General features: G+C 61.3%; 27 protein-coding genes. 12 read left to right on the top strand and 15 right to left on the bottom strand.

The window, feature by feature from the left end:
- Positions 1-353 precede the first annotated feature (353 nt).
- Together ACK6D9_RS15450 and murI are read left to right on the top strand one after the other, a co-directional pair.
- The gene (locus ACK6D9_RS15450; RefSeq protein WP_322989152.1) at positions 354-1,199 is read left to right on the top strand and encodes an RNA methyltransferase; all 846 of its coding nucleotides are present in this window, start codon (positions 354-356) and stop codon (positions 1,197-1,199) included.
- A complete protein-coding gene (gene murI, locus ACK6D9_RS15445) occupies positions 1,192-1,983 on the top strand; it encodes a glutamate racemase (RefSeq protein ID WP_412049174.1) in 792 nt (263 codons plus the stop codon). Before ACK6D9_RS15450 ends, murI begins: the two co-directional genes overlap by 8 nt.
- 8 nt (positions 1,984-1,991) lie before the next feature.
- On the opposite strand, the gene ACK6D9_RS15440 is transcribed toward murI, so the two are convergent.
- Positions 1,992-2,708: an ArsR/SmtB family transcription factor gene (locus ACK6D9_RS15440; protein WP_412049173.1), complete on the bottom strand. Its 717-nt coding sequence runs from the start codon at positions 2,706-2,708 to the stop codon at positions 1,992-1,994.
- A gap of 110 nt (positions 2,709-2,818) precedes the next feature.
- On the opposite strand from ACK6D9_RS15440, the gene ACK6D9_RS15435 reads away from it, so the two are divergent.
- The 6 genes from ACK6D9_RS15435 (at position 2,819) to ACK6D9_RS15410 (ending at position 8,442) form a co-directional block, all read left to right on the top strand.
- A complete protein-coding gene (locus tag ACK6D9_RS15435) occupies positions 2,819-3,052 on the top strand; it encodes a DUF1127 domain-containing protein (protein WP_412049172.1) in 234 nt (77 codons plus the stop codon).
- Positions 3,053-3,217: 165 nt separating this feature from the next.
- On the top strand, positions 3,218-4,738 hold the full coding sequence (locus tag ACK6D9_RS15430; protein WP_412049171.1) for a helicase HerA domain-containing protein: 1,521 nt from the start codon (positions 3,218-3,220) through the stop codon (positions 4,736-4,738).
- 244 nt (positions 4,739-4,982) lie between these two features.
- A complete protein-coding gene (rpsD, locus tag ACK6D9_RS15425; protein WP_322989157.1) occupies positions 4,983-5,600 on the top strand; it encodes a 30S ribosomal protein S4 in 618 nt (205 codons plus the stop codon).
- Between the two features lie 97 nt (positions 5,601-5,697).
- Positions 5,698-6,627, top strand: a complete 930-nt coding sequence (locus ACK6D9_RS15420; RefSeq protein WP_412049170.1) for a glutaminase — start codon at positions 5,698-5,700, stop codon at positions 6,625-6,627.
- A 124-nt stretch (positions 6,628-6,751) separates the two neighbouring features.
- Positions 6,752-7,585 (top strand): tRNA 2-thiocytidine(32) synthetase TtcA, encoded by an 834-nt coding sequence (gene ttcA, locus ACK6D9_RS15415; protein ID WP_412051827.1) that lies wholly within the window; start codon positions 6,752-6,754, stop codon positions 7,583-7,585.
- The gene (locus ACK6D9_RS15410; protein WP_412049169.1) at positions 7,582-8,442 is read left to right on the top strand and encodes an inositol monophosphatase family protein; all 861 of its coding nucleotides are present in this window, start codon (positions 7,582-7,584) and stop codon (positions 8,440-8,442) included. The genes ttcA and ACK6D9_RS15410 overlap by 4 nt, the downstream gene beginning before the upstream one ends.
- Before the next feature lie 3 nt (positions 8,443-8,445).
- Here ACK6D9_RS15410 and ACK6D9_RS15405 read toward each other — a convergent pair whose 3' ends face one another.
- The 4 genes from ACK6D9_RS15405 to grxD form a co-directional block, all read right to left on the bottom strand.
- Positions 8,446-9,693: a multidrug effflux MFS transporter gene (locus ACK6D9_RS15405; RefSeq protein ID WP_322989160.1), complete on the bottom strand. Its 1,248-nt coding sequence runs from the start codon at positions 9,691-9,693 to the stop codon at positions 8,446-8,448.
- A 504-nt stretch (positions 9,694-10,197) separates the two neighbouring features.
- Positions 10,198-10,911: a TIGR02453 family protein gene (locus tag ACK6D9_RS15400; RefSeq protein WP_322989161.1), complete on the bottom strand. Its 714-nt coding sequence runs from the start codon at positions 10,909-10,911 to the stop codon at positions 10,198-10,200.
- On the bottom strand, positions 10,908-11,390 hold the full coding sequence (locus ACK6D9_RS15395; RefSeq protein WP_412049168.1) for a YtoQ family protein: 483 nt from the start codon (positions 11,388-11,390) through the stop codon (positions 10,908-10,910). Before ACK6D9_RS15395 ends, ACK6D9_RS15400 begins: the two co-directional genes overlap by 4 nt.
- A 142-nt stretch (positions 11,391-11,532) precedes the next feature.
- Entirely contained in the window at positions 11,533-11,865 is a 333-nt protein-coding gene (gene grxD, locus ACK6D9_RS15390) for a Grx4 family monothiol glutaredoxin (RefSeq protein WP_322989163.1), read from the bottom strand.
- Between the two features lie 243 nt (positions 11,866-12,108).
- Here grxD and ACK6D9_RS15385 point away from each other — a divergent pair, with 243 nt between their 5' ends.
- The gene (locus ACK6D9_RS15385) at positions 12,109-12,810 is read left to right on the top strand and encodes a phosphodiester glycosidase family protein (protein ID WP_412049167.1); all 702 of its coding nucleotides are present in this window, start codon (positions 12,109-12,111) and stop codon (positions 12,808-12,810) included.
- Positions 12,811-12,915: 105 nt separating this feature from the next.
- On the opposite strand, the gene ACK6D9_RS15380 is transcribed toward ACK6D9_RS15385, so the two are convergent.
- Complete coding sequence (locus ACK6D9_RS15380; protein WP_412049166.1) at positions 12,916-13,761, bottom strand: c-type cytochrome; 846 nt, start codon at positions 13,759-13,761, stop codon at positions 12,916-12,918.
- A gap of 136 nt (positions 13,762-13,897) precedes the next feature.
- On the opposite strand from ACK6D9_RS15380, the gene ACK6D9_RS15375 reads away from it, so the two are divergent.
- Positions 13,898-14,905, top strand: a complete 1,008-nt coding sequence (locus tag ACK6D9_RS15375; RefSeq protein WP_412049165.1) for a LysR family transcriptional regulator — start codon at positions 13,898-13,900, stop codon at positions 14,903-14,905.
- 78 nt (positions 14,906-14,983) lie between these two features.
- Here the strand turns inward: ACK6D9_RS15375 and ACK6D9_RS15370 are convergent, their stop codons facing one another.
- The 7 genes from ACK6D9_RS15370 to purC all read right to left on the bottom strand — a co-directional run bounded on the left by ACK6D9_RS15370 (position 14,984) and on the right by purC (position 20,309).
- Entirely contained in the window at positions 14,984-15,289 is a 306-nt protein-coding gene (locus ACK6D9_RS15370; RefSeq protein WP_412049164.1) for a hypothetical protein, read from the bottom strand.
- 36 nt (positions 15,290-15,325) lie between these two features.
- Entirely contained in the window at positions 15,326-15,559 is a 234-nt protein-coding gene (locus ACK6D9_RS15365) for a BolA family transcriptional regulator (protein ID WP_267652857.1), read from the bottom strand.
- A 19-nt stretch (positions 15,560-15,578) separates the two neighbouring features.
- Entirely contained in the window at positions 15,579-17,810 is a 2,232-nt protein-coding gene (gene purL, locus ACK6D9_RS15360; protein ID WP_412049163.1) for a phosphoribosylformylglycinamidine synthase subunit PurL, read from the bottom strand.
- A 150-nt stretch (positions 17,811-17,960) separates the two neighbouring features.
- A complete protein-coding gene (locus ACK6D9_RS15355) occupies positions 17,961-18,341 on the bottom strand; it encodes a hypothetical protein (protein WP_412049162.1) in 381 nt (126 codons plus the stop codon).
- A gap of 264 nt (positions 18,342-18,605) precedes the next feature.
- Positions 18,606-19,280 carry a phosphoribosylformylglycinamidine synthase subunit PurQ gene (gene purQ, locus ACK6D9_RS15350; protein ID WP_412049161.1) on the bottom strand — a complete coding sequence of 225 codons (675 nt, stop codon included), beginning with the start codon at positions 19,278-19,280 and terminating at the stop codon, positions 18,606-18,608.
- A gap of 3 nt (positions 19,281-19,283) precedes the next feature.
- Positions 19,284-19,526: a phosphoribosylformylglycinamidine synthase subunit PurS gene (gene purS / locus ACK6D9_RS15345; RefSeq protein ID WP_322989565.1), complete on the bottom strand. Its 243-nt coding sequence runs from the start codon at positions 19,524-19,526 to the stop codon at positions 19,284-19,286.
- A gap of 18 nt (positions 19,527-19,544) precedes the next feature.
- Entirely contained in the window at positions 19,545-20,309 is a 765-nt protein-coding gene (gene purC / locus ACK6D9_RS15340; protein ID WP_412049160.1) for a phosphoribosylaminoimidazolesuccinocarboxamide synthase, read from the bottom strand.
- Between the two features lie 227 nt (positions 20,310-20,536).
- Between purC and ACK6D9_RS15335 the strand changes: the two genes are divergently transcribed.
- Positions 20,537-20,857, top strand: coding sequence for a DUF1476 domain-containing protein (locus ACK6D9_RS15335; RefSeq protein ID WP_322989563.1), 321 nt, complete (start codon positions 20,537-20,539; stop codon positions 20,855-20,857).
- A gap of 131 nt (positions 20,858-20,988) precedes the next feature.
- On the top strand, positions 20,989-21,750 hold the full coding sequence (locus ACK6D9_RS15330) for an HpcH/HpaI aldolase family protein (RefSeq protein ID WP_412049159.1): 762 nt from the start codon (positions 20,989-20,991) through the stop codon (positions 21,748-21,750).
- A gap of 33 nt (positions 21,751-21,783) precedes the next feature.
- Here the strand turns inward: ACK6D9_RS15330 and ACK6D9_RS15325 are convergent, their stop codons facing one another.
- Both ACK6D9_RS15325 and ACK6D9_RS15320 read right to left on the bottom strand, forming a co-directional pair.
- A complete protein-coding gene (locus ACK6D9_RS15325) occupies positions 21,784-22,338 on the bottom strand; it encodes an alpha/beta hydrolase (RefSeq protein ID WP_322989561.1) in 555 nt (184 codons plus the stop codon).
- Between the two features lie 109 nt (positions 22,339-22,447).
- Positions 22,448-22,687: a hypothetical protein gene (locus tag ACK6D9_RS15320; RefSeq protein WP_322989560.1), complete on the bottom strand. Its 240-nt coding sequence runs from the start codon at positions 22,685-22,687 to the stop codon at positions 22,448-22,450.
- Positions 22,688-22,776 lie beyond the last annotated feature (89 nt).

Genomic DNA, 22,776 nt, shown 5'->3' with positions numbered 1-22,776 from the left:
TTGTCAGAGAGGGCGGGCATATGCCCGTTCAGATGGCGCATCTCTTAACAAAAGCCAGCGGGGCACACAACATGCCGGGATGGTGATCGGCCGTCGGTGATGACGGTTGATACCCGATGACGCAGGTCCGTGACCGGAAAGGCTGCGTAAAAGTGCACGTTCCGGGGCAGGCGGGTATCAGCGGGTCACTACAGCGCCTTGTGTACTTGCGGGGCTTCTCAGGTGCGGCCGCCTTGATTGTCGATGGGCGCGGCAGTAGTGCTGTCGGCCTAACAGAGACGGGGCCGACTGTGGCTGACATCATCAGATCATTAGAGACAAGGCGACTGTGCATGCGCAGGCGGGCAAGCTAGATGGCAGGCACCGACAGGCAGCGCGAAAACCTTACCGGCGGGCCGGCGATCATCCTGGTGGAACCGCAACTGGGCGAGAACATCGGCATGGTGGCGCGCGCCATGGCCAATTTCGGGCTCTCCAACCTGCGCATTGTCAATCCGCGTGATGGCTGGCCCAATGACAAGGCTGTCAGCGCGGCCGCGCATGCCGACCATGTGATCGACGGTGTTGTGGTGTTTGAGACGCTGGAAGCGGCGCTTGCGGATCTCAATCTGGTCTATGCCACCACGGCGCGGCCACGCGACGGGCACAAGCCGGTGCGCGGGCCGGTAGAGGCAGGTGCGATTCTGCGTGGACGAGAGAACACAGGTGAAAAGACCGGGATCTTGTTCGGGCGCGAGCGAATTGGCCTGCGCAATTGGGAGGTTGGCCTCGCCGACGAGATCGTCACCTTTCCGGTCAATCCGGCCTATGCCTCGCTCAATATCGCTCAGGCCGTGCTGCTGATGTCCTATGAATGGATGAAATCGGGGCTTTCCAGTCCGCATGAGACAGCGTTTGACAAGCCCGAGGTGGAGCCGGCGCCGAAAGCCGATCTGCACGGACTGTTCGCGCAAATCGAGCAGGGGCTCGATGCGCGCGGCTATTTCCGATCCGAGACCAAACGGATGAAGGCGGTCGACAATCTGCGCGCGGTGCTGACAAGGCCGGGATTCTCGACCGACGAAATCAACGTGCTGCGCGGTCTTTTCGCCTCATTTGACCGGTTTGATCCCCAGGGCAAACGCCAGCCGGCACGGTCCGGAAAGTCCGGTCCCAGGGCAGGGGCAACGGGTGTCTCGGAGGGAGACGGGCATGAGTGAGGGTCCGGTTCTGGTGTTTGACAGCGGTATTGGCGGGCTCAGCGTGCTGCGCGAGGCGCGGGTGCTGATGCCGGGACGGCGGTTTGTCTATGTGGCCGACGATGCCGGCTTTCCCTATGGCCGCTGGGAAGAGGCGGCGCTTAACGACCGTATTGTCGCGCTGTTTGCCGATCTGATCGGACGCCACAAGCCGGCGCTCGCACTGATTGCCTGCAACACTGCCTCAACCATCGTCATGCCGGCACTGCGCAAGGCCTATCCGGACTTGCCTTTCGTCGGCACGGTGCCTGCGGTCAAGCCTGCTGCGGAGCGCACCCGCTCAGGCCTTGTCTCGGTGCTGGCAACACCTGGCACGGTCAAACGGCAATACACCCGCGACTTGATCCGCGATTATGCCGACAAGGTGCATGTGCGGCTGGTGGGATCGGAAAACCTCGCCAGTCTGGCGGAGACTTATATGCGCAGTGGATTCGTTGATGAAGCGGCGGTGAAGGCGGAAATCGAGCCCTGTTTTGTCAGCCATGAGGGGCGCCAGACCGATATCGTGGTGTTGGCCTGCACGCATTTTCCATTTCTGGTCAACCGTATGCGCAAGATGGCGCCGTGGCCGGTGGACTGGATCGATCCGGCCGAGGCGATTGCGCGGCGGGCGCTGGCGATTGTCGACACGCTGCCGAAAAACGCCGATTTCTCCGATGGTCGGGATCTGGCGACATTCACGTCGGGAAATCCGGACCTGGCGCAGCGAAGGCTGATGCATGGCTTTGGATTGACCGTTGATTGAGGCGGTCGTTATCGAAGCCGCGTCATTGATTCTATCGGAATTCCGAATAATTCCTGAAACCCGCGTTCGCCATCGCGGGTGATTGTCAGTGTTCTGGTGTCCTTGACGGGACGCACCCAGTGGCGCTCGAGCGACTGCGCCAGAAGCTGGGCGCCAAGCCTGCCACCCAGATGCACGCGTCGCTCGCTCCAGTCTAGGCATGTGCGACACAAAGGCCGGGCCGATCCCGGCTTCGGATCAAGATCAATGCCGAAATCGCAAAAGAACTGCCGGCCTTCATCGGTGACCAGGCCGGCGCGGTCTTCGATCATGATCAGCCCGCGCGCGACAAGCGAATCTGTCAGCGCCACGGCCAGTCTGCCGGCCATGTGGTCGTAGCAGGTGCGCGCCTGACGCATCGCCTGATCCTTCGGACCAGTCGGCTGATGACGTTTCGGGCCGACAGCGGCGAGATCGGACAGGCTTTCAAACGCCACGGCAACGGAGGCCGAAGCGAGCCGGTAGTAGCGGTGGCGACCCTGTTTTTCGACGCTGACAAGCGCACCGTCGACCAACTTGGCGAGATGGCCGCTGGTGGTGGGCGCGCTGACACCGGCGTGATGGGCAAGTTCGCCCGCCGTCAGCGCCTTGTCGCTCATCAGCGCCGTCAGGATGTTGGCCCGGGCGACGTCGCCAATCAGTGCGGCGACGGCCGAAATGGTGATGGCAGTTGCCTGATTGTTCATGAGCCAAGTTTAGCGCAGGGGTGTCCCGACGTCATCCCGGAATGCTTCGGCGACGGACGAAGCATTGTGTTTGCGATCAGCGGTAGGAGTGGGCTCCGGCAAACAGGGGCATGGTCATGAGTGGTGGCAAAGCAGAGTCTTATATCGAAAATCCGATTTGCAGATCCGGATTGCAGATGACGGTGTTGGCGATCAAGCCGATTCGGGCCGCGCGATCGGCGTGGCGGGCCCTGGCTGTGTGGTCCGAATGGCGGCGGCAGTGCCGACATCTGGGCCAACTCGAAGACCAGATACTGCGCGACATTGGCGTCACCCGCGCGCAAGCCCGGCGGTGGTTGCGTTGATGGCGGCTGGGATCCCACCGCCAGGCCGACGGGGCGCTTGGTCCGAATTCCTGTGTATTTCCCCGATCGCGGGCTTCGGGCCTGCAATATTCTGGTAAGCAGACCAGTGGCCGATTGTTTCGAGAATCGGTTCGTTGCGCGTGGAATTTACGGGGTAAGGCAAAGGTGCAGGTCGGAATTGACATGGGGACCCTGAACGGTGGAGAGCCGGCCAGGCTCGACATCGAGGAGTTGCTGGCGACCCGTCTTCTGGTGCAAGGCAATTCCGGTTCCGGCAAATCGCATCTGCTCCGGCGGCTCCTGGAGCAATCGGCGCAATGGGTGCAGCAGGTGATCATCGATCCCGAGGGCGATTTCGTCACACTGTCGGAACGGTACGGACATCTGGTGGTCGATGGCGAGCGCAGCGAGGCCGAACTCGTGGGCATCGCCAGCCGCATCAGGCGGCACCGCGTTTCCTGCGTATTGTCGCTGGACGGGCTTGAAATCGAGCAGCAGATGCGCGCCGCTGCGGTGTTTCTCAATGCCATGTTCGATGCCGATCATGAATTCTGGTACCCGGTGCTGGTGGTGGTCGACGAGGCGCAGATGTTTGCGCCCGCAGTCGGCGGCGACGTTTCCGAAGACGCGCGAAAAATGTCGCTCGGTGCCATGACCAACCTGATGTGCCGCGGGCGCAAGCGCGGGCTGGCCGGGGTGATCGCCACCCAGCGGCTGGCGAAGCTCGCCAAGAACGTGGCGGCGGAAGCCTCCAACTTCCTGATGGGCCGAACCTTTCTCGACATCGACATGGCGCGGGCTGCCGATCTGTTGGGTATGGACCGGCGACAGGCCGAAATGTTCCGGGATCTCCAGCGCGGCAATTTCGTTGGCCTCGGGCCGGCGTTGTCGCGTCGGCCGCTGCCGATCTCGATTGGCGAGGTGGAGACCCAGGCGCGCTCCTCGAGCCCGAAACTGATGCCGATGCCGGAAGCGGTGGAAGATGTCGAAGATCTGATCTTCACCCCCGATCTGGAAGAGCTCACCCAGGTGGGTCCAAGGCGCACGCGCCCGACGCCGCGGCCGACTACCGATATTCTGGCCGAACTGTCACGCGCCACCCCGCTCACCGATGCGCCGCTGGCCAAACCCGCCAACGCGCCGGAAGCGCCGGCGATGGCGGCGGAGGAACGCGCCGAGCGGCTCGCCAATGTGCTCGGTGAAATTCTCGCCGATCCGCAATCGGGCTATCGCACCGATGCCGCGCTGTACCAGGATTTTCTGGTGCGGGCGCGGATGGCACGGGTCGCCGGGCCGCCGATGCCGCTGGGGGAATTTCGCCGCCGGGTTGCCATCTCCCGCTCCGGGGTCGACGCCGAGACCGCCGCCACCGAGGCCTGGACCACGGCGCTGAAGCTGTCGAGCAACGTTTCCGAGGATCTGCAGGGCGTGTTCCTGATGCTCGCCAATGCCGCGATCAAGGGTGAGTCCTGCCCGTCGGATGCGCGCATTGCCCGCGCCTACGGAACCCACTCAACGCGGCGGGCGCGACGACTCCTGGGCTATTTCGAAGAGCAGGGGCTGATCATCGTCCACGCCGATTTTTCCGGCAAGCGGATCGTCGGCATTCCCGACCTGCAAGCCGAAACCGCACCTGGGGCTGCCGATGCGCCCGAACCCGCCGAAGGCGCGGAAGCGGCGGAGTGAGTTCTGCTGGCCTCATCTGTGTTGCAGAGCCATCGCCAGCGTTGACAGCCAACGCCGAATGGCCTAGAGACCCGACAGCGCGGGAGAGTTGTTTTCCCGCGTTTTCTTACGTGTCCCGTGGATGGTTTGTCACAAAGCGTGCGTGAACCATCCTGTCAGGTCTTCAATATGGGGGCCAGAGGAGGGCGCGTTTCCTTCAGCCAGTTTGAGTGCAAACTGGTGCAACCGTTTGAAAGGAAATGCGATGAGCAAGCGCGAATCGTCAAAATACAAACTAGATCGCCGTATGGGCGAGAACATCTGGGGCCGTCCGAAGTCCCCGGTCAACCGTCGCGAATATGGCCCCGGCCAGCACGGTCAGCGCCGCAAGAGCAAGCTTTCCGACTTCGGCGTGCAGCTGCGCGCCAAGCAGAAGCTCAAGGGCTACTACGGTGACGTTTCGGAAAAGCAGTTCCGCAAGACTTACGACGAAGCCAACCGGATGCGCGGCGATACGCCTGAAAATCTGATTGGCCTGCTCGAGCAGCGTCTGGACGCGGTCGTCTATCGCGCCAAGTTCGTGCCGACGGTTTTTGCCGCACGCCAGTTCGTCAACCACGGCCACATCACCGTCAATGGCATCCGCGTCAACATCGGTTCGTACCGTTGCAAGCCGGGCGATGTCATCGCGGTCAAGGAAAAGTCCAAGCAGCTCGCCATCGTGCTCGAATCGGCACAGCTGGCCGAGCGCGACGTGCCGGAATACATTGAAGTCGATCATCACAAGATGTCGGCTACCTTTGTCCGCGTGCCGACGCTGGCCGACGTTCCCTACGCCGTGGTGATGGAACCGAACCTGGTCGTTGAATTCTATTCACGCTGATCCCTGTTTCAGGATCACGTCAGATCGAGGCCGCCTTTCGGGGCGGCCTTTTTGTATCTGCGACAATCACCGCTGTTGATACGCCGGGAGACAGGGCATGACCGACTTGCAAGAGGTTCTCGACGAGATAGCCCAGGAGATGGCCTGTTCGGCGGACCGAGGGACGGTGGCCCAATATATTCCGGAACTCGCCAAGGTTGACCCCGAGCAATTCGGCATCGCCGTGGCACTGCCTGACGGACGCGTGCTGTCGGCAGGTGACGCCGGGACCGGGTTCTCCATCCAAAGTGTGTCGAAAGTGTTCACGCTGGCGCTGGCGCTGGGCAAACTCGGCGACGCGGTCTGGAGCAGTGTCGGGCGCGAGCCGTCGGGCAATCCGTTCAATTCGATCGTACAGCTCGAGCAGGAAAAGGGCCGGCCGCGCAATCCGTTCATCAATGCGGGCGCCATTGCCGTGGTCGACATGATCATGGCCGGACACCAGCCGAAAGAAGCGATCGGCGAGATCATCCAGTTCATCCGCCACCTGGCCGACGATGATTCGATCCTGATTGACGAGCATGTGGCCCGGTCGGAGACCGAGCACGGCGACCGGAACGCGTCGCTTGCGCATTTCATGCGCGCCTTCGGCAACATCGATCATCCGGTAGATCATGTTCTTGGCGTCTATTTCCATCAATGCGCCATCGTCATGAATTGTCGGCAACTGGCGCGCGCGGGTCTGTTCCTGGCAAACCAGGGCCGCGACCCGGTCACCGGCGCGCAGGTTGTGTCTGAGCAGCGGGCGCGACGGATCAATGCCATCATGCTGATGTGCGGGCATTATGACGGATCGGGCGAATTTGCCTTTCGCGTCGGCCTGCCCGGCAAGAGCGGCGTCGGTGGTGGCATCCTGGCGATCGCTCCGGGAAAGGCCTCGATCGCGGCCTGGTCGCCCGGCCTTGATCATGTCGGCAATTCCAAACTTGGCAGCGCAGCGCTTGAACAACTGGCCAAGCGGATGGGCTGGTCGGTGTTCGGGGCTTGACTGGACTGCGCAAAGCCATCATCCCCATCGCATGAGCGATATGACCATGAATGCCGAGGCCCCTGAGGCCATAGCTGATCTCGCGGCAGCCCCTGCAGAGGGGCTGGGGACGGGTGGACCGTCAATGTTTGCCGGCGCGCCGTCGAGTGTGTCGCACAACAAGCTGCGCAAGCGGCTGATCCGCAATGTCCGGCAGGCGATCGAGGATTTCGCCATGGTGAGCCCGCCGCCGGAGGCTGGCGCCGGCAATCCGCGCTGGCTGGTGGCGCTGTCGGGCGGCAAGGATTCCTACGGGTTGTTGGCGCTGCTGATGGATCTGAAGTGGCGTGGTATGCTGCATGTCGACCTGATTGCCTGCAATCTTGATCAGGGGCAGCCAAATTTTCCCAAACATATCCTGCCCGATTATCTCACCACCCATGGGGTGCCGCACCGGATCGAGTACCGCGACACCTATTCGGTGGTAACAGAGAAGGTGCAAGTGGGGGCAACCTATTGCTCGCTGTGTTCGCGGCTGCGGCGCGGTCACCTCTACCGGATTGCCCGCGAGGAAGGCTGCGAGGCGCTGGTGCTGGGCCATCACCGCGACGACATTCTGGAGACGTTTTTTCTCAACTTCTTCCATGGCGGACGGCTGGCGGCAATGCCGCCGAAGCTCCTCAATGACGAGGGAGACGTGATGGTGCTCAGACCGCTGGCCTATTGCGCCGAGGAGGATCTGACGCGCTTTTCAGAAGCGATGAAATTTCCGATCATTCCCTGCGACCTGTGTGGATCGCAGGATGGACTGCAGCGCAATGCCATGAAGGCGATGATTTCCGAGATCGAACGGCGGATGCCGGGACGCAAGGATTCGATGATCCGGGCGCTAGGCAATACGCGGCCCTCACATTTGCTCGACCGATCCCTGTTTGATTTTGCGGGGTTGGCGCTGAATCCTGAAAAGGCTCCGTCATGACGACATTTTCTTCCGTGGATATGGACTGGCTGGCAACCCTGCTGGCCGACGTGGCGGCAAGCGAAATCATGCCCTGGTTCCGCAATCTCGATGAGGGGACGATCGAGCAGAAGACATCGCCGATTGACCTTGTCACCGTGGCCGACGTCAACGCCGAGCGGGCAATCACGGCGGCGCTTGGTGCACGCTACCCCGGCGCGCTGGTGATCGGCGAGGAAGCGGTGGCAGCCGAGCCTGCATTATTGGATGGCTGGAGCCAGACGGGCAGGCTTAGCTTTGTGGTCGACCCGATTGACGGCACCTTCAATTTTGCTTCTGGCGTTGCATCCTTCGGGGTGATGCTGGCGGTGGTCAAGGATGGCGAGACGATTGCCGGCATCATTCATGATCCCGTGGGCAAGGACTGGATCATGGCCGAGCGCGGAAGCGGCGCCAGGCTGCGCCGGCCGGACGGGCGCGAGCGGGCGCTCACGTTGAGCAAGGCGCCGGCGCTGGCGGCGATGATCGGATCGGCAGCGTGGCAATACATGCCCGAACCGGAACGCAGCATGATTGCCCGCAACCAGGCCCAGTGTCTGGGCAACGTGGCCTACCGTTGTGCCGCCCAGGAGTACCGGCTGCTGGCCGAGGGGCACATCCATTTCACGCTCTATCACAAGCTGATGCCGTGGGATCATCTCGCTGGCGCGCTGATCCAGACAGAGGCAGGTGGCCATGTCCGCCGCTTCGATGGCAGCGTCTATCGCCCCGCCGATCTCGACGGCGGGTTGCTGTCGACCCCCGACGAAGACAGCTGGCATGAGCTGCGCGAAGCACTGTGGCGCGGCGAAAGCGCTACAGGGCCTGCCTGGAACTAGGCTCTAGTTCTGGTCCCCGACGCCGAACAGCCGGCCCTTTTCGGCGATCACAACCATCAGCAAAGATATTGCCGAGACCAGAACATAGCCCACGGCCAGCGGCAGCACGCTGCCATCATAGGCTTGGCCAATCAGCGCGCCGACCACGCCGCCGCCGACAGTCTGGGCAAAGCCGAGGATCGAGGAGGCAGTGCCGGCGATGGCGCCGAGTGGCTCCATGGCAATCGAATTGAAGTTGGAGCCGACAAAGCCGAACAGCGGCATCATCAGCATGGAAATGCCGAAGAACAGCCAGAACGGGACCGGACCCCATGCCGCCAGACCGGCGAGCACGATGGCGAGTGCCAAATAGCCGCAGAGCGCCCCGTGCGACAGTCGCCGTTGGCCAAACCGGCCCACCAGCCGGGCATTGACGAAGGACGAGCCCGCCATGACGACGGCGACGGCGGCAAAGGCGATCGGGAAATAGGCGCCCAGACCATACAGATCGACATAGATCGGCTGGGCAACATTGAGAAAGCTGAACAGCGACCCGAAATAGAAGGCGGTCGCCAGCGTGTAAAACAGCGAGACGCGGTTGGTCAGCACGGTAGTAAACGCCTGCACAACGCTTTTCAGCGTCAGCGGTCGGCGGTTTTCGTCGCTCAGGGTCTCGGGCAGGCGCAGCATCGACCATCCGCCGACCAGTAGCGATACCACCGCCATGAACACGAAGATCAGGTGCCATTCGCCGGCAAGGATAATCACCTGGCCGATCATCGGCGCGAACACCGGTACAACCATGAATACCATCATCACCATCGACATGGTGGCGGCCATGGCGCGGCCGGAATGGGTATCGCGGACCACCGAAATGGCGATGACCCGGGTAGCCGCAGCGCCGACCCCCTGCAGCAGTCGCGCCAGCAGCAGGAATTCGAAATTGGGCGCCAGCGCTCCGGCAATGGCGCAGATGGCATAGAGTCCGATGCCGATGAACAGCGGCATGCGGCGGCCATAGCGATCCGAAATCGGTCCAAAGAACAATTGTGCGCCACCAAAGCCGATGATGTAGGACAGCAGCACGAATTGCACCCGGTTGGCGTCTTCCACGCCCAATCCCGAAGCGATGTTGGGGAATGCCGGCAACATGATATCGATCGCCAGCGCATTGAGCGCCATCAGCGAGGCGATGATGGCGATGAATTGCGCGCGGCCGATGCCGCCAATGGTGGTGGACTGGCCTGCTTTGGGCGTGGTTTTTCCGTGCATCGACAAATCCATCCTTTGGGAACAGGCGCACAAGCGCTGCTGTTCGATTCGGCAGGTAACCCCGATACACTTAATTTGTGAAACGTGATGCCTGGTCCGGGGTGTGTGTGGGATCAGGAGGCTAGGTCACTTTGCGGACAGCCGACGCCACTCATAACCGTACTATCCTGATCCGGCAAGCCGCTGAAATTGTGTTGTCGGGGTTGGCGAATGCTGCTGCGGGGCGACCAGCGGCGAACCGGAGGGAACGGTTCCGGCACCCCGACAAGCAGGATTGTCGCAGCCCCTGATCAGCTTGGGATGGAGCGATCCGTTGCTGGTTTTGCTCTGCCGGAACATTGGTTGGTCCGCGCAAACACTGTTGGCCACGCTGGCTCAGAGGCGATGGGAATGGTGGCTGCACGAAACGATGCGGCGGTCGATTCAGCGCGGGTTCCGGACGTGGGACACTTATGGCTGACCACCTGACGCTTGCTATGGACGAAGCGTCAGGCGATCAAATTGTTAGGGGAGTTTTTCTGCGCGGGCGGCCCGAACCGGGTCGATCACTCGCCAACCGAGATTGAGAAACGGCATGGCGGCGCGGGCCAGTTCGAGCAGATCCTCAAGCAATGCAGTGCCGGACAAGCGTTCCTCAGCGAAACGATGCGACAGGGTCAGATGCCTCAGTCGCAACAGCGACAGCAGCGCGGGATCGCTGATGTGCTCGAAACCGCGCGGTGTGCGCTTGAGACTGTTTTCATCGTCAAAACCATAGCCGAGATCGGTCAACGGCTTTATGGCCGCGTCAAACTGATCCTTGCGGGCGACGATCGCCTCGCGGAATGCCCGCAACTCGTCCGGTTCCATGTTGTAGAACCCGGTCGACAGGAAGCAGTCGCCCGGCGAGACGTGGAAATAGAGCAGACCCTGGTCCTTCTTGGTGCCGGAGCGGGTGATCACCGCGCTGACATGGGTGTTGTAGGGATGCTTCTCCTTGGTGAAGCGGACATCGCGGTTGATGCGAAAGGTCGAGGTTTTGCGGGAACAGGTGAGTGGAATGTCTTCTGCTGCCAGCCGAGCGGCGAGGTCATCGATAAGACGCCCACGCGGTTCGTCGAGGTGTTTTACAAACAACTCGCGGTTTTCGTGAAACCAGGTGCGATCCTGATGGAACCCGAGCGCCTTCAAGAACGGCAGCGCCTTGTCGCCGAAGCCGCTATAAGGCACCTCGCTCATCGGGCCGGATCTGCCGCATCGGTGTAACCGGGCAGGGCGTCGTCAATCACATAACGCAGGATCGAGACGACCTGGTCGGGTGTCCTGGCCACGGCCAGCGCTGCGGCATCGACTTCCTTGAGCGCGTGGGCGTGCTCGTCCTGATGAAGGATGATCAGCGGCTCGCCAAGTGCGGCTGCGTAGCCGGCGTCGAAGGCGGCGTTCCACTGCTTGTATTTCTCGCCGAAGCGGACAACCACGATATCGGCATTGCCGATCAGCGTGCGGGTGCGGATGGCGTTGATCTGTGCGCCCTTGTGGTCATGCCAGAACTTGTCGGGCTCGGCGCCGAGGATAGCGACACCGACATCGTCGGAGGCTTCGTGGTGGGTCACCGGCGCGCTGAAACTGACCGGTAATCCGGCTTCAGATGCGTCGGCCATGATCTGCTCGCGCCAGTCGCTGTGGATTTCTCCTGAGAGATAGATGTTCCAGGTCATGATGGGTCTCCGTTTCGCTGCGGGCTGGCTCACGCGCCGCCTAAGCCAAAAGGTCGCTGTGATTGATATGAAAAGAGGCGGAAAATCCGCCCCTTGAAAATCGATGCTTTATTGGTGCGTTGGCAGGCTGCCTCAGGCTGCCTCAGGCGGCCTTGACCGGCACGCCCTTTTCGGTGAGGTGCTGCTGCAGTTCGTTCGACTGGAACATCTCGCGAATGATGTCGCATCCACCGACAAACTCGCCCTTGACGTAGAGCTGCGGAATGGTCGGCCAGTTGGAGTAATCCTTGATGCCGTTGCGCAGCCCGTCGTCGGCCAGCACGTTGACGCCTTTGTAGGCTACGCCGAGATAGTCGAGGATCTGCACCACCTGGCCAGAAAAGCCGCACTGCGGAAATTGCGGTGTGCCCTTCATGAATAGCACCACGTCATTGGTCTTCACTTCATTGTCGATGAGTTCATTGATGCCGGACATTGTCGGATCCTTTCGCGGGGAGCGTCTGAAGGCTTGATTATCTTTCAAATAATGCACAGCGGATGACAAGACAAGCTGGCGGTCACTATAAGTGAAGACATGATGACGCGGCGCACCGGTTTTCTTGCAATTGTGATGCTCGTCGCCGCCGGCGCGGCAGCGGCTTTCTGGCTTGGTGCTGTCCGGGACAAGAGCGCCCCCGGGGCAGTGCCTGGGGCAGGCGGGGCACCGAAGGAGACAAGAATGGAACATCCGGACCGGCCTGATCTTTGCCAGGAGATCGTGTTTGAAGGCGCGCGGGCGATTGTCTGCAGTATCGACCCCGCCAGCCATAAGATCGGGCTCGCCTATCGCGATACCGACGGCAAGCCCTACGGCTCGGTGGCGCGGGCGGCGCAGAGGCTCGCGGCAAACGGCGGACTGGTGCTGACGATGAATGCCGGCATGTACCATTCAGACCTGACGCCGGTGGGACTTTATGTGGAAAACGGCACCGAGATCGCGCCACTGGAGACCGGCGACGATTTCGGCAATTTCTATCTCAAGCCCAACGGCGTGTTTTTCATCGGGGATGACGGGCGTGCTGGAATTCTTGAAACCGAAGCCTACCAAGCTGCGGTGCTGAAGCCGGCTTTTGCCACACAGTCGGGCCCGATGTTGCTGATCAAGGGGGCGGTGCATCCACGGTTTCTGCCCGATGGCACCACCCGTTATATTCGCAATGGTGTCGGCGTGCGCACTGATGGCACGGTGGTGCTGGTCATTACCCGCGATCCGCTAAGCCTTGGCTCGTTCGCGCGGTTGTTTGCCGATGCGGCGAATTGTCCTGACGCGCTGTTCTTTGATGGTGGTGTGTCGAGCCTTGCCTGGGGCAGCCAGATGGAGATCGATTCGGGCGATCCGGCGGGTCCGGTGGTGGCTGTGTTTGAAAAACCACGCGATTGAGTTTCAATCCCTGCCGGGCAAATGCCTTGTTTTTTCTGGAGGCGGGCGACGCCACAGCGCCGCCCGCTTCTGTCTATCAGGAATGCGGTTACTATCCCGGATGTCTCAGTGCGAGCCAGGACGTTCATCCTGGGGGTTTGTTTGCAGCCAGGCATGAATGCTGGCGATCTCGGACTCGTCGAAATTCGAGAAATCGGCTCGGGCGACTTCGCTCATGAGGCCTAATTCGCGGCCGCCGAGGCCAATGCCGGTGCGTAGCAGTTGCGTGAAGTCGGCAAGCGAATAGGCCTGACTGACGACGGCCAGCGGCGGCACCACCTTGCCTTCAACTTCTGCCTCTGTCTGCAAATGGTGGCAATGGCTGCAGGTGTTTGCGACCAGGTATCGGCCGGTGTCGGCGGGGCGGTGGGCGAGTTCAGGCAAACCGGCCGGCGTGTGATCGGCCTCGAACGGCAGCTGGTCGAGTGCCAGAGCGAGGCGGCCGAGCGGGCCGAAGCTGGAGGCTGCGGGTTGGGTATCTGGCGCCTCGGGCAGCGTGCGCAACCAGGTAATGATGTTGGCAACATCGTCGTCGGCAAGATGCGCGAACGTTGCCGATGGCATTACCAGCGCGGCGGTGCCGTCCTTCTTGACGCCATGACGGATCAGCCGTTCGAGTTCGCCATCGGAATAGGTCGGCGCAATGCGCGAGATGTTGGGCGCAACAAGCGTGCCGACCAGCGGCGCTGTAAACAGCACATTGCCGGCGCTGCGATGACAACCGACGCACATGAAGGTCCGGCCGCGGCGGCTGGCCTCTTCGACGGGCAGGCCGGGATTGGCGTGGAAATCGGCAACGGCGATATCGTAGGTTTTGCCGAGCCGGTGTTCGGACCCGACAAATACCGCCCCTGCGCCGAGCACGACAATGGACAGGACAATAACAGCAAATTTTCGCAGGAGTTTTTTCATCGGAATTCGCCTGAATGGGAGGGAGCAGGGGCGTTTCGCCCGGCCCCGCATCGGTGGCGAGCCAATAGCAGCGGTTGCATTTCTGCTTCAAACACCATTCTTGCCAGCCGGTTCGGCAAAATTGCATAATGGACAGATGAGCGACTGGAACGACATTCGGTATGTGCTGGAGGTGTGGCGGACGGGATCGACAATGGCCGCCTCGCGAAAGCTCGGGGTAAGCCAAAGCACGGTGATGCGGCGGATCGCGGCGCTGGAGACGGAACTGGCGATCACGCTGTTCGATAAGCGGCGCACCGGCTATGCCGCGACCGGGGCGCTGACGGCGCTGTTGCCACGGATGGAGGCCACGGAGGCTGCCCATCTCGCCTTCGAGCATGACGCCGAGGCGATCGGCCGGGATGTTTCCGGCACCGTCACGCTGACAGCGGCGGAACTGGTCTGCTCGGTTTTTCTCAACAGGGCGATCGCCGAACTGCGGCGCACGCATCCGGCGATCCGGATCGAGCTGCTAGCCTCCGGGCAGATGCTCGATCTGGCTGCTGGCGAAGCCGACATTGCCATTCGCGCAGGTCCGCGGCCGGCGGGCACCGGGCTGTTCGGCAGAAGTCTGGCACAGGAAACCTGGGGCTTTTATTGCAGCAGCCTCTATGCCCGAGAGCACGGTGTGCCACGTTCGGTCGCCGAGCTTGCTGACCACGCGTTGCTGGCGCCGAAGGAGAAGAGTTTTCCGGCGCCGATCGTCGACTGGTTTCGCCAGAGTGTGCCCGACCGCGCCATTGTGGCGCGCCACAGCGGACTGGCGCCTGTCTATTACGGGGTCAAGTCCGGCGTCGGGGTGTCGGTGTTGTCGGATTTCCTTGCTGCGGGTGACGCCGACCTCATCTGTTGCTTCGTGCCGCCGGAATTCAGCCGCACGGAAATCTGGCTGCTGACCCACGAGCGGCATCGCCAGACTGCGCGGATCCGGGTGGTGATGCGGTTTCTCGGCGCCTATTTTGACAGCTTGCGGTCGCTGGCCGTCGCTGAAAGTGCGACTGTAGGGCCTGAGGCTGGTGGCGATGGTGCGGTTGTCGATGTAGCGAAACTGCCGTCCGATTCCACCCCTGCCGATCCCGAAATCAATGGCGGCACCGGACTGTGAAATTCGGATCTGGTGCGAATGTACGACCTGGAAGCAGCTTTGTCCAAATGGAATTTATCACGCATTAAGTTAATTCAATCAATGCGTTAGAGCGGTTTCATAACGTGATTTGCGTGCGGTCGACTTGCGCCGCATGGTACGTCTCTTGGTGCGGCGGGATTTGGTGCGGGTGCGGGCCGGTTTCTTGCCGGTGAGCGCTTCGATCAGCACTTTCTCGAGAGTCGACGTGGTGGTCGTGCGCCTGCGCCGCGCGGTTGTCTTGCGGCGGCTGGTCTTGCGACGGGTTGTTTTGCGGCGGCGCTTGCGGGTAACGGCGCCCTTGGCCATTCCGTCAACCACGCCCTCGATGACGTCGCCGATCAGATCCTCGAAAAACCCGGGCATGATTTCAGGTCCGGATCAAAGCGATGGTGAGCCTGATCAATCCGGCACGCTGGTCTGCAGCGCAAGCGCATGCAGCACGCCGCCCATGTTTCCCTGCAGAGCCTGATAGACCATCTGGTGCTGTATCACCCGGCTTTTGCCACGGAAGCTCTCGGATACCACTTCGGCGGCGTAGTGGTCGCCATCGCCGGCGAGATCGCGAATGGTGACCTGCGCGTCAGGGATTCCGGCCTTGATGAGTTTTTCGATGTCACCAGCATTCATTGCCATTGTGAGGCTCCTGATTGGGCTATTCGGCTGCCATTGCGACGGGGGCATCCATGAATGCAGGGAACCATGATTCATGGGTGGCGCGCAATGTGGCGACCGGGATGGAAAGAAGTTCGCCGATCTTCAGGCTGGCGCCTGAAACCGAACCGAGACGGCGGAAGGGGACGCCTGCGCCCTCGGCGCTGGCCATCACATAGCCTGCCATATCGGCGGGCACGGTGATCACATAGCGGGCCTGGTCTTCGCCAAACAGCAGGGCGTGGGAAGGACCCTGGCTGCCGGAAAGGTCGATGTCCATGCCGAGATCAGACGCCATTGCCATTTCTGCCAGCGTCAGCGCCAGACCGCCCGAGGAAATGTCGTGGCAGGAACTGATCAGCGAATTGCGGATTGCCGAGCGGACGAAGTCGCCGTTGCGGCGTTCCTCCATCAGGTCGACCGGCGGCGGTGCACCCTCGGCGCGTCCAAGGCAGTCGCGCATCCAGGCGGTCTGGCCGAGATGGCTGCCATCGCTGCCGATCAGGATCACGGCATCGCCGGAGGCTGCGCCGCCGATCCGCGCCATGTTGGCCCAGTCGGGGATCAGCCCGACGCCGCCGATGGTCGGTGTCGGCAGGATCCCCTCGCCATTGGTTTCGTTGTAGAGCGAGACATTGCCCGAGACGATGGGGAAATCGAGTGCCAGACAGGCCTCGCCGATGCCCTGGATCGCCATCACCAGCTGGCCCATGATTTCCGGCCGTTCCGGATTGCCGAAATTGAGGTTGTCGGTAGACGCCAGCGGTTCGGCGCCGGTGGCAGTCAGGTTGCGCCAGCATTCGGCAACAGCCTGCTTGCCGCCCTCGAAAGGATCGGCCTCGACATAGCGCGGCGTGACGTCGGATGAAAATGCCAGTGCCTTGGTATCATGGCCTTCAACCCGGACCACGCCAGCATCCCCACCCGGGATCTGCAGCGAATTGCCCTGAATCAGCGTGTCATACTGCTCCCAGACCCAGCGCCGGGATGAATTATTGGGCGAGCCGAGCAGATCAAGCAGGGCCTGGCCATAATCTTCCGGCTCTTCGACATCGGTGGCGGCGAGCGGCGACAGGCTGCCGATCTGGCGCCATTCCCGGTCATATTCGGGGGCTTCGTCGCCGAGTTCCTTGATCGGTAGATTGGCGACTTCCTCGCCCTGATGCAGAATCCTGAACCTGAGATCGTCGGTAGTGTGGCCGACAATGGCGAAGTCGAGGCCCCATTTGACAAAGATCGCTTTGGCTTCGGCTTCCTTCTCGGGTTCCAGCACCATGAGCATCCGCTCCTGGCTTTCCGAGAGCATCATCTCGTAGGCGCTCATGTTTTCTTCGCGTACCGGCACCTTGTCGAGGTCAAGCTCTACGCCAAGGCCGCCCTTGGCGCCCATTTCGACCGCTGAGCAGGTGAGGCCGGCAGCACCCATGTCCTGGATGGCGATAACCGCGCCGGTCTGCATCAGTTCAAGGCAGGCCTCAAGCAGGCATTTTTCGGTGAAAGGATCGCCGACTTGCACGGTAGGGCGCTTTTCCTCGATCGATTCGTCAAACTCGGCCGAGGCCATGGTCGCGCCGCCGACACCGTCGCGGCCGGTCTTGGCGCCGAGATAGACCACCGGAAGGCCGACGCCCTTGGCTTCAGAAAGAAAGATCGCATCGGTCTTGGCAATACCGGCGGCAAAGGCGTTGACCAGGCAATTGCCGTTGTAGCGGGCGTCGAACTCGACTTCGCCGCCGACCGTGGGCACGCCGAAGGAATTGCCATAACCGCCAACGCCGGCGACGACGCCGGAAACCAGGTGGCGGGTTTTAGGGTGGTCGGGGTCGCCAAACCTGAGCGCATTCATGGCTGCGATCGGGCGCGCGCCCATGGTGAAGACATCACGCAGGATGCCGCCAACACCGGTGGCAGCCCCCTGATAGGGCTCGATGTAGGAGGGATGGTTGTGGCTTTCCATCTTGAAGACGACGCAGTCGCCATCGCCGATATCGACCACACCGGCGTTCTCACCGGGGCCCTGCAGCACGCGCGGGCCGGTGGTGGGCAGGGTCTTGAGCCATTTTTTGGAGGATTTGTAGGAACAGTGTTCGTTCCACATGGCTGAAAAGATGCCGAGTTCGGTGAACGTCGGTTCGCGGCCGATCAGATCCAGTATCCGTTGATACTCGTCGGGCTTGAGCCCGTGGGCGGCGATCAGCTCATCTGTGATAGCGATGCTATTCGGAATCGTCATGGCGGGGGCGCCCTTCTTGTCCTCGTCGTGCAGCAGGCTATAGCGCACTGGGGTGTCTGATGGCAGTCCGAATTTTAACAGATTGTCGAATTGCGCCGCATTCCTGTGGACTGAGCCACCAGAATGCGTCCCATTATTCGAAACAATGCGCTAGCAGCCGACGGCGCCCGACGCCCAACGCGAGATGTCGCCATTGATACGGCTGGCAAGCGGTGTGGACGAGAGCGGACCATAAAACTGGGCACTGCTGGCAGAAGCGACAATGACGGCTTTTGGCAGCGATTGCGGTTTGCCGCGCGGGATGACCAAGAGCCGCGGTGTGCTGGTGGTGTCGAGCTCGGGAATAATGCCGTATTCCTTGAAATCGCTGTCTTTGAGCCAACACGCATGCGCCTGGGTGTTGATCCGCTGCAGTGTCGAAATGGACGCCGCGTGGCCGTCGAGGCCGGCACCCGGGCCGGACGAGGGCGCGCAGGCTGACAAGGCAAAACCGGTGGCAACAAGGGCAAGCGCCGGCCAGATTGATTTCATGAAGATCTCCTGAGGATACCGCGATCATCGTCGCGCCTGATGCTGCAATAGCACGTTTTCCGATCTCTCGAACCGGTATTGCAGAAGGCCATGCAGTTCAGATTGATGGTCATGAAGACAGCGCTGAACTCGAAAGTATCCCGCGTTCAGCGCAGCAGTAGTCAAGGTCTGGATCCCGCAGCATCAGCGCCGCGCCGCTGCATATTTCTTGCCAGGTCATGCAATCCGGGTGATCAGGCGACCCGGTTTCAAGATCGCCAAGTCTTATGCGTCGACCAGATCCAGTGCACTTTCAAACAGCGCTCGACCGTCGGTTCCGCCATGGGCTGCGGTGATCAGGTTTTCCGGATGTGGCATCAGCCCGAGCACGTTGCCGGCCTTGTTGACGATGCCAGCGATATCGTTGACCGAGCCGTTGGGGTTGGTGCCGTTGGCATAGCGCAACACCACCTGGTCATTTGCCTCGATCTGATCGAGGGTTGCGGCATCGGCAAAATAATTGCCGTCGTGATGGGCAACCGGGCAACGGATGATCTGACCTTGCGCATAGGCCGAGGTGAAGACCGTCTTGTTGTTGGCGACCTCGAGCTCGACTTCGCGGCAGACGAATTTAAGAGAAGAATTGCGCATCAAGGCGCCCGGCAGCATTCCGCCTTCAACCAGGATCTGGAAGCCGTTGCACACGCCGATGACACGGGTGCCGCGTTCGGCCTTCTCGCGCACCGCCTTCATCACCGGCATGCGCGCGGCAATTGCGCCACAGCGCAGGTAATCGCCATAGGAAAAACCGCCGGGGATGACGATCAGGCCGATATCGTCGGGAATCGAGGTCTCTGTCTGCCAGATGGTCAGAGGCGGTTCGCCGGCGATGTCGGTCAGCGCGGCGATCATGTCGCGGTCGCGGTTGAGGCCGGGCAGAAGGATGACGGCAGCTTTCATGGCTTATTCTACCTCGACCGTGAAATCCTCGATCACCGTGTTGGCGAGCAGCTTTTCGCCCATCGCCTTGAGCTCGGCCTCTGCCTGCGCGCGGTCGGCGGTCTCAAGCACCACATCGAACACCTTGCCCTGACGGACCTGGCCGACGCCCGAGAACCCGAGGCCGCCGAGCGCATGCTCGATGGCCTTGCCTTGCGGGTCGAGAACCCCGTTCTTGAGGGTCACGGTTACGCGTGCCTTGATCATATGACGAACTCCAGAGGCTTACTTGACCAGAACCGGCCCGGAGGGGCGGTTTGGCTCGTTCTCGTTCATGATGCCGAGGCGGCGGGCGACTTCCTGATAGGCTTCGACCAGATTGCCAAGGTCACGACGGAAAACGTCCTTGTCGAATTTCTCGCTGGTGTTGACGTCCCACAGGCGGCAGGAATCAGGCGAGATCTCGTCGGCAACGACGATGCGCATCATGTCGCCTTCAAACAGCCGGCCGCATTCGATCTTGAAATCGACCAGCTGGATGCCGACACCCAGAAACAGGCCGGTGAGAAAATCGTTGACGCGGATGGCAAGCGCCATGATGTCGTCGATTTCCTGCGGGCTGGCCCAGCCGAATGCCGTAACATGTTCTTCGGAGACCATCGGGTCATCGAGCGCGTCGGCTTTATAGTAGAATTCGATGATCGAGCGGGGAAGGACAGTGCCTTCCTCGATGCCGAGTCGCTTGGCCAGGGAGCCGGCCGCGATATTGCGAACCACCACTTCGAGCGGGATGATCTCGACTTCCTTGATCAGCTGCTCACGCATGTTGATGCGCTTGATGAAGTGGGTCGGAATGCCGATCCGGTTCAGATGCGTGAATATGTACTCGGAGATCCGGTTGTTGAGCACACCCTTGCCGTCGATCACATCATGCTTCTTCTTGTTGAACGCGGTAGCGTCATCCTTGAAGAACTGGATCAGGGTGCCAGGCTCGGGACCTTCATACAAGATCTTGGCCTTGCCTTCATAGATACGGCGACGACGGTTCATCGGGGGGATCTCTGTCAAAATGCGCCGGCTGAAGCCGCGACGCTTCGGCATGATGTTGGAAGTGAGCCGTGCTTAGCTGATTGTCCGCGGTTTCACAACGTTGTTGTCGGCGTGTCCCCGGAATTGCGCGGCGGCAAGGCCGGTATGGATTGCACTTTCGCCATTCTTTTGTTTTATGGGCCAAAGCCCCATGTGGGGAGAGTTGAACCATCTTCGGGAGCTAACCCATGAACAATATGAATGATCGCGAGAATGCCTTCGAAAACAAGTTCGCACATGATGCTGAACTGAAGTTCAAGGCGGAGGCACGCCGCAACAAGTTGCTGGGGCTTTGGGCTGCCGAATTGCTCGGCAAATCCGGCGATGAGGCCGAGGCCTACGCCAAGACCGTGGTTCTGGCGGATTTTGAGGAAGTTGGCGATGAAGACGTGTTCCGCAAACTGCGCGGCGACTTCGACGCTGCCGGCGTCGCACAGTCCGATCACCAGATCCGCCGACAGATGAATGAGCTTCTTGCGATTGCCGTCGAGCAGATCCAGAATAGCTGAATTCATCGACATCGGTTCATCGGGTGATTCTCGATCAGAACCGCTCGCGGCTTGCCGCGGGCGGTTTTTTGATGGATTAAATTGTCCGGAGAGGCCGCAAGGCACGAGAGCGTGACGGGAAGGAATTTTGCATGCAACTGAAAGAAAGTCTCGAGCGCGACGAATTGCTGCTCACCGCCTGGTCGACCTCGGCGTCGGCCGAAATGGCGGGAGCGCTTGCAGACTGCCCGTTTGATGCGGTGACCGTCGATATGCAGCACGGTGCTCATGACGAGGCCAGTGCATTTGCCTCGGGCAGAGCCATCCATTCGGCCGGCAAACCGGCGCTGCTGCGTATTCCGGTCGGGCGCAACGATCTAGCCAGCCGTGCGCTTGATATGGGGTTCGAGGCCGTCATCGCGCCGATGATCAATTCGGTGGCTGAGGCGGAAATCTTTGCAAAAGCGATGAAATACCCCCCACTGGGCGAGCGGTCGTGGGGGCCGATGCGGGCGCTTGCGCTGCATTCGGAGCACACGGCAGAGAGCTATTTTCGCGCGGCTAACCGCGAGACGCTGGCGATTGCGATGATCGAGACCCGGCAGGCCCATGCGGCGCTGGACGATATTCTGGCGCTTGCCGGAATCGACGGCGTGTTCGTCGGCCCGTCCGATCTGTCGATTTCATGGTCGGGTGGCGAGGGTGTCGACCCGAATCGGGAAGACATGCAGGAGGTGTTGTCCGACATTGCCAAACGGACGCGAAAAGCCGGCAAGTTCGCGGCTATTTTTGCTGTTGATCCGGCGGCTGGACCGCGGTTTGCGAAAATGGGATACCACATCGCCGCACTCAACACCGATCCTGGCGTTATCCACGCAGGCGCCGCGGTTATGCTCGACAAGGCCCGGGGCTGAATTTTCAGGCCGCCGTGAGGTCAGTCGGGTGCTTCAAACCTGCAGGCGGGCGAGAAAATGGGCAAACACCATCGTTCCCTCTGGCCATGGTCCGTGGCCCGACTGGGCATTGATGTGGCCAGACTCGCCGGCGTCGACCAGCATTGATCCCCAGGCATTGGCGATGTCGCTGGCATGCTCGAAGGAGCCGAAGGAATCGTTCTGGCTGGCCACCACGATCGACGGAAACGGTAGCGGATCGCGCGGGTAGGGGCCGAAGGTCATCAGATGTTTCGGGCGAATGTTTGGGTTCGCGACGTCGGGCGGCGCAACCAGAAAGGCGCCAGCGATCGGCTTGTTGCATTGCGACAGCGCCTGTACCGCGGTGGCGACCCCAAGTGAGTGGGCAATGATGACGACCGGTTTTTCCGCTTGGTTGACGCATTCGGCAAACCGCGCGGTCCAGTCTTCGCGCACCGGTTTGGCCCAGGCGTCCTGTTCAACCCGCCGCGCGCTCGAAAGCCGTGACTGCCAGCGCGACTGCCAATGGTCGGGGCCCGAATTGGTGTATCCGGGAACGATCAGGATATCTGCTTGAGCAACTTTCATTCAGCCGAGGTGGCCGAGGTGGCGTCAAAAGTCAACGGGGATGCGGTTCCTGGTCTGCCAAATAATCAAACCCTGCGGGGGGCTGCTGCGGTGGTGATGGTTCGTCTCGTCAGAAGTCATTGTGAGCGCCGTTGGCGACGCCGATCTGGCTCGACGGGGTGATGACAAATGGCGCGCCGCCATTGCTCAGCCTGTCCTGGCTAAACAGTGACAGGCCCGCCAGAATGATGATGACGACAGCGGTGGCAACCCAGAGCGAGGCGCCGGTTCCGCCGACATCGGGTGGTTCATAGCCGTGTTCGCTGCGGTTCTGGCGGTCAGGGGCGCCCAGGGGCGGTGTGTCCTGCATGTTTCTCTCCGTAAACCGATTGCATGATTGGCTAATTGAGAGCCAGTTTGGACATGAACCGCGGCGACATGGCGGCGACAGATTGACCA

Source organism: Hoeflea sp. Naph1 (assembly GCF_046837775.1).
Lineage (GTDB): Bacteria > Pseudomonadota > Alphaproteobacteria > Rhizobiales > Rhizobiaceae > Hoeflea.
Note: the sequence above shows the minus strand (reverse complement) of the source record. Positions and strands in the feature narration are given on the sequence as shown.

Coding starts and splice junctions, on each gene's coding strand:
- ACK6D9_RS15450 (WP_322989152.1), top strand. CDS start 354: ATGGCAGGCACCGACAGGCAGCGCGAAAACCTTACCGGCGGGCCGGCG.
- murI (WP_412049174.1), top strand. CDS start 1,192: ATGAGTGAGGGTCCGGTTCTGGTGTTTGACAGCGGTATTGGCGGGCTC.
- ACK6D9_RS15440 (WP_412049173.1), bottom strand. CDS start 2,708: ATGAACAATCAGGCAACTGCCATCACCATTTCGGCCGTCGCCGCACTG.
- ACK6D9_RS15435 (WP_412049172.1), top strand. CDS start 2,819: ATGGTCATGAGTGGTGGCAAAGCAGAGTCTTATATCGAAAATCCGATT.
- rpsD (WP_322989157.1), top strand. CDS start 4,983: ATGAGCAAGCGCGAATCGTCAAAATACAAACTAGATCGCCGTATGGGC.
- ACK6D9_RS15420 (WP_412049170.1), top strand. CDS start 5,698: ATGACCGACTTGCAAGAGGTTCTCGACGAGATAGCCCAGGAGATGGCC.
- ttcA (WP_412051827.1), top strand. CDS start 6,752: ATGTTTGCCGGCGCGCCGTCGAGTGTGTCGCACAACAAGCTGCGCAAG.
- ACK6D9_RS15410 (WP_412049169.1), top strand. CDS start 7,582: ATGACGACATTTTCTTCCGTGGATATGGACTGGCTGGCAACCCTGCTG.
- ACK6D9_RS15405 (WP_322989160.1), bottom strand. CDS start 9,693: ATGCACGGAAAAACCACGCCCAAAGCAGGCCAGTCCACCACCATTGGC.
- ACK6D9_RS15400 (WP_322989161.1), bottom strand. CDS start 10,911: ATGAGCGAGGTGCCTTATAGCGGCTTCGGCGACAAGGCGCTGCCGTTC.
- ACK6D9_RS15395 (WP_412049168.1), bottom strand. CDS start 11,390: ATGACCTGGAACATCTATCTCTCAGGAGAAATCCACAGCGACTGGCGC.
- grxD (WP_322989163.1), bottom strand. CDS start 11,865: ATGTCCGGCATCAATGAACTCATCGACAATGAAGTGAAGACCAATGAC.
- ACK6D9_RS15385 (WP_412049167.1), top strand. CDS start 12,109: ATGGAACATCCGGACCGGCCTGATCTTTGCCAGGAGATCGTGTTTGAA.
- ACK6D9_RS15380 (WP_412049166.1), bottom strand. CDS start 13,761: ATGAAAAAACTCCTGCGAAAATTTGCTGTTATTGTCCTGTCCATTGTC.
- ACK6D9_RS15375 (WP_412049165.1), top strand. CDS start 13,898: ATGAGCGACTGGAACGACATTCGGTATGTGCTGGAGGTGTGGCGGACG.
- ACK6D9_RS15370 (WP_412049164.1), bottom strand. CDS start 15,289: ATGCCCGGGTTTTTCGAGGATCTGATCGGCGACGTCATCGAGGGCGTG.
- ACK6D9_RS15365 (WP_267652857.1), bottom strand. CDS start 15,559: ATGGCAATGAATGCTGGTGACATCGAAAAACTCATCAAGGCCGGAATC.
- purL (WP_412049163.1), bottom strand. CDS start 17,810: ATGACGATTCCGAATAGCATCGCTATCACAGATGAGCTGATCGCCGCC.
- ACK6D9_RS15355 (WP_412049162.1), bottom strand. CDS start 18,341: ATGAAATCAATCTGGCCGGCGCTTGCCCTTGTTGCCACCGGTTTTGCC.
- purQ (WP_412049161.1), bottom strand. CDS start 19,280: ATGAAAGCTGCCGTCATCCTTCTGCCCGGCCTCAACCGCGACCGCGAC.
- purS (WP_322989565.1), bottom strand. CDS start 19,526: ATGATCAAGGCACGCGTAACCGTGACCCTCAAGAACGGGGTTCTCGAC.
- purC (WP_412049160.1), bottom strand. CDS start 20,309: ATGAACCGTCGTCGCCGTATCTATGAAGGCAAGGCCAAGATCTTGTAT.
- ACK6D9_RS15335 (WP_322989563.1), top strand. CDS start 20,537: ATGAACAATATGAATGATCGCGAGAATGCCTTCGAAAACAAGTTCGCA.
- ACK6D9_RS15330 (WP_412049159.1), top strand. CDS start 20,989: ATGCAACTGAAAGAAAGTCTCGAGCGCGACGAATTGCTGCTCACCGCC.
- ACK6D9_RS15325 (WP_322989561.1), bottom strand. CDS start 22,338: ATGAAAGTTGCTCAAGCAGATATCCTGATCGTTCCCGGATACACCAAT.
- ACK6D9_RS15320 (WP_322989560.1), bottom strand. CDS start 22,687: ATGCAGGACACACCGCCCCTGGGCGCCCCTGACCGCCAGAACCGCAGC.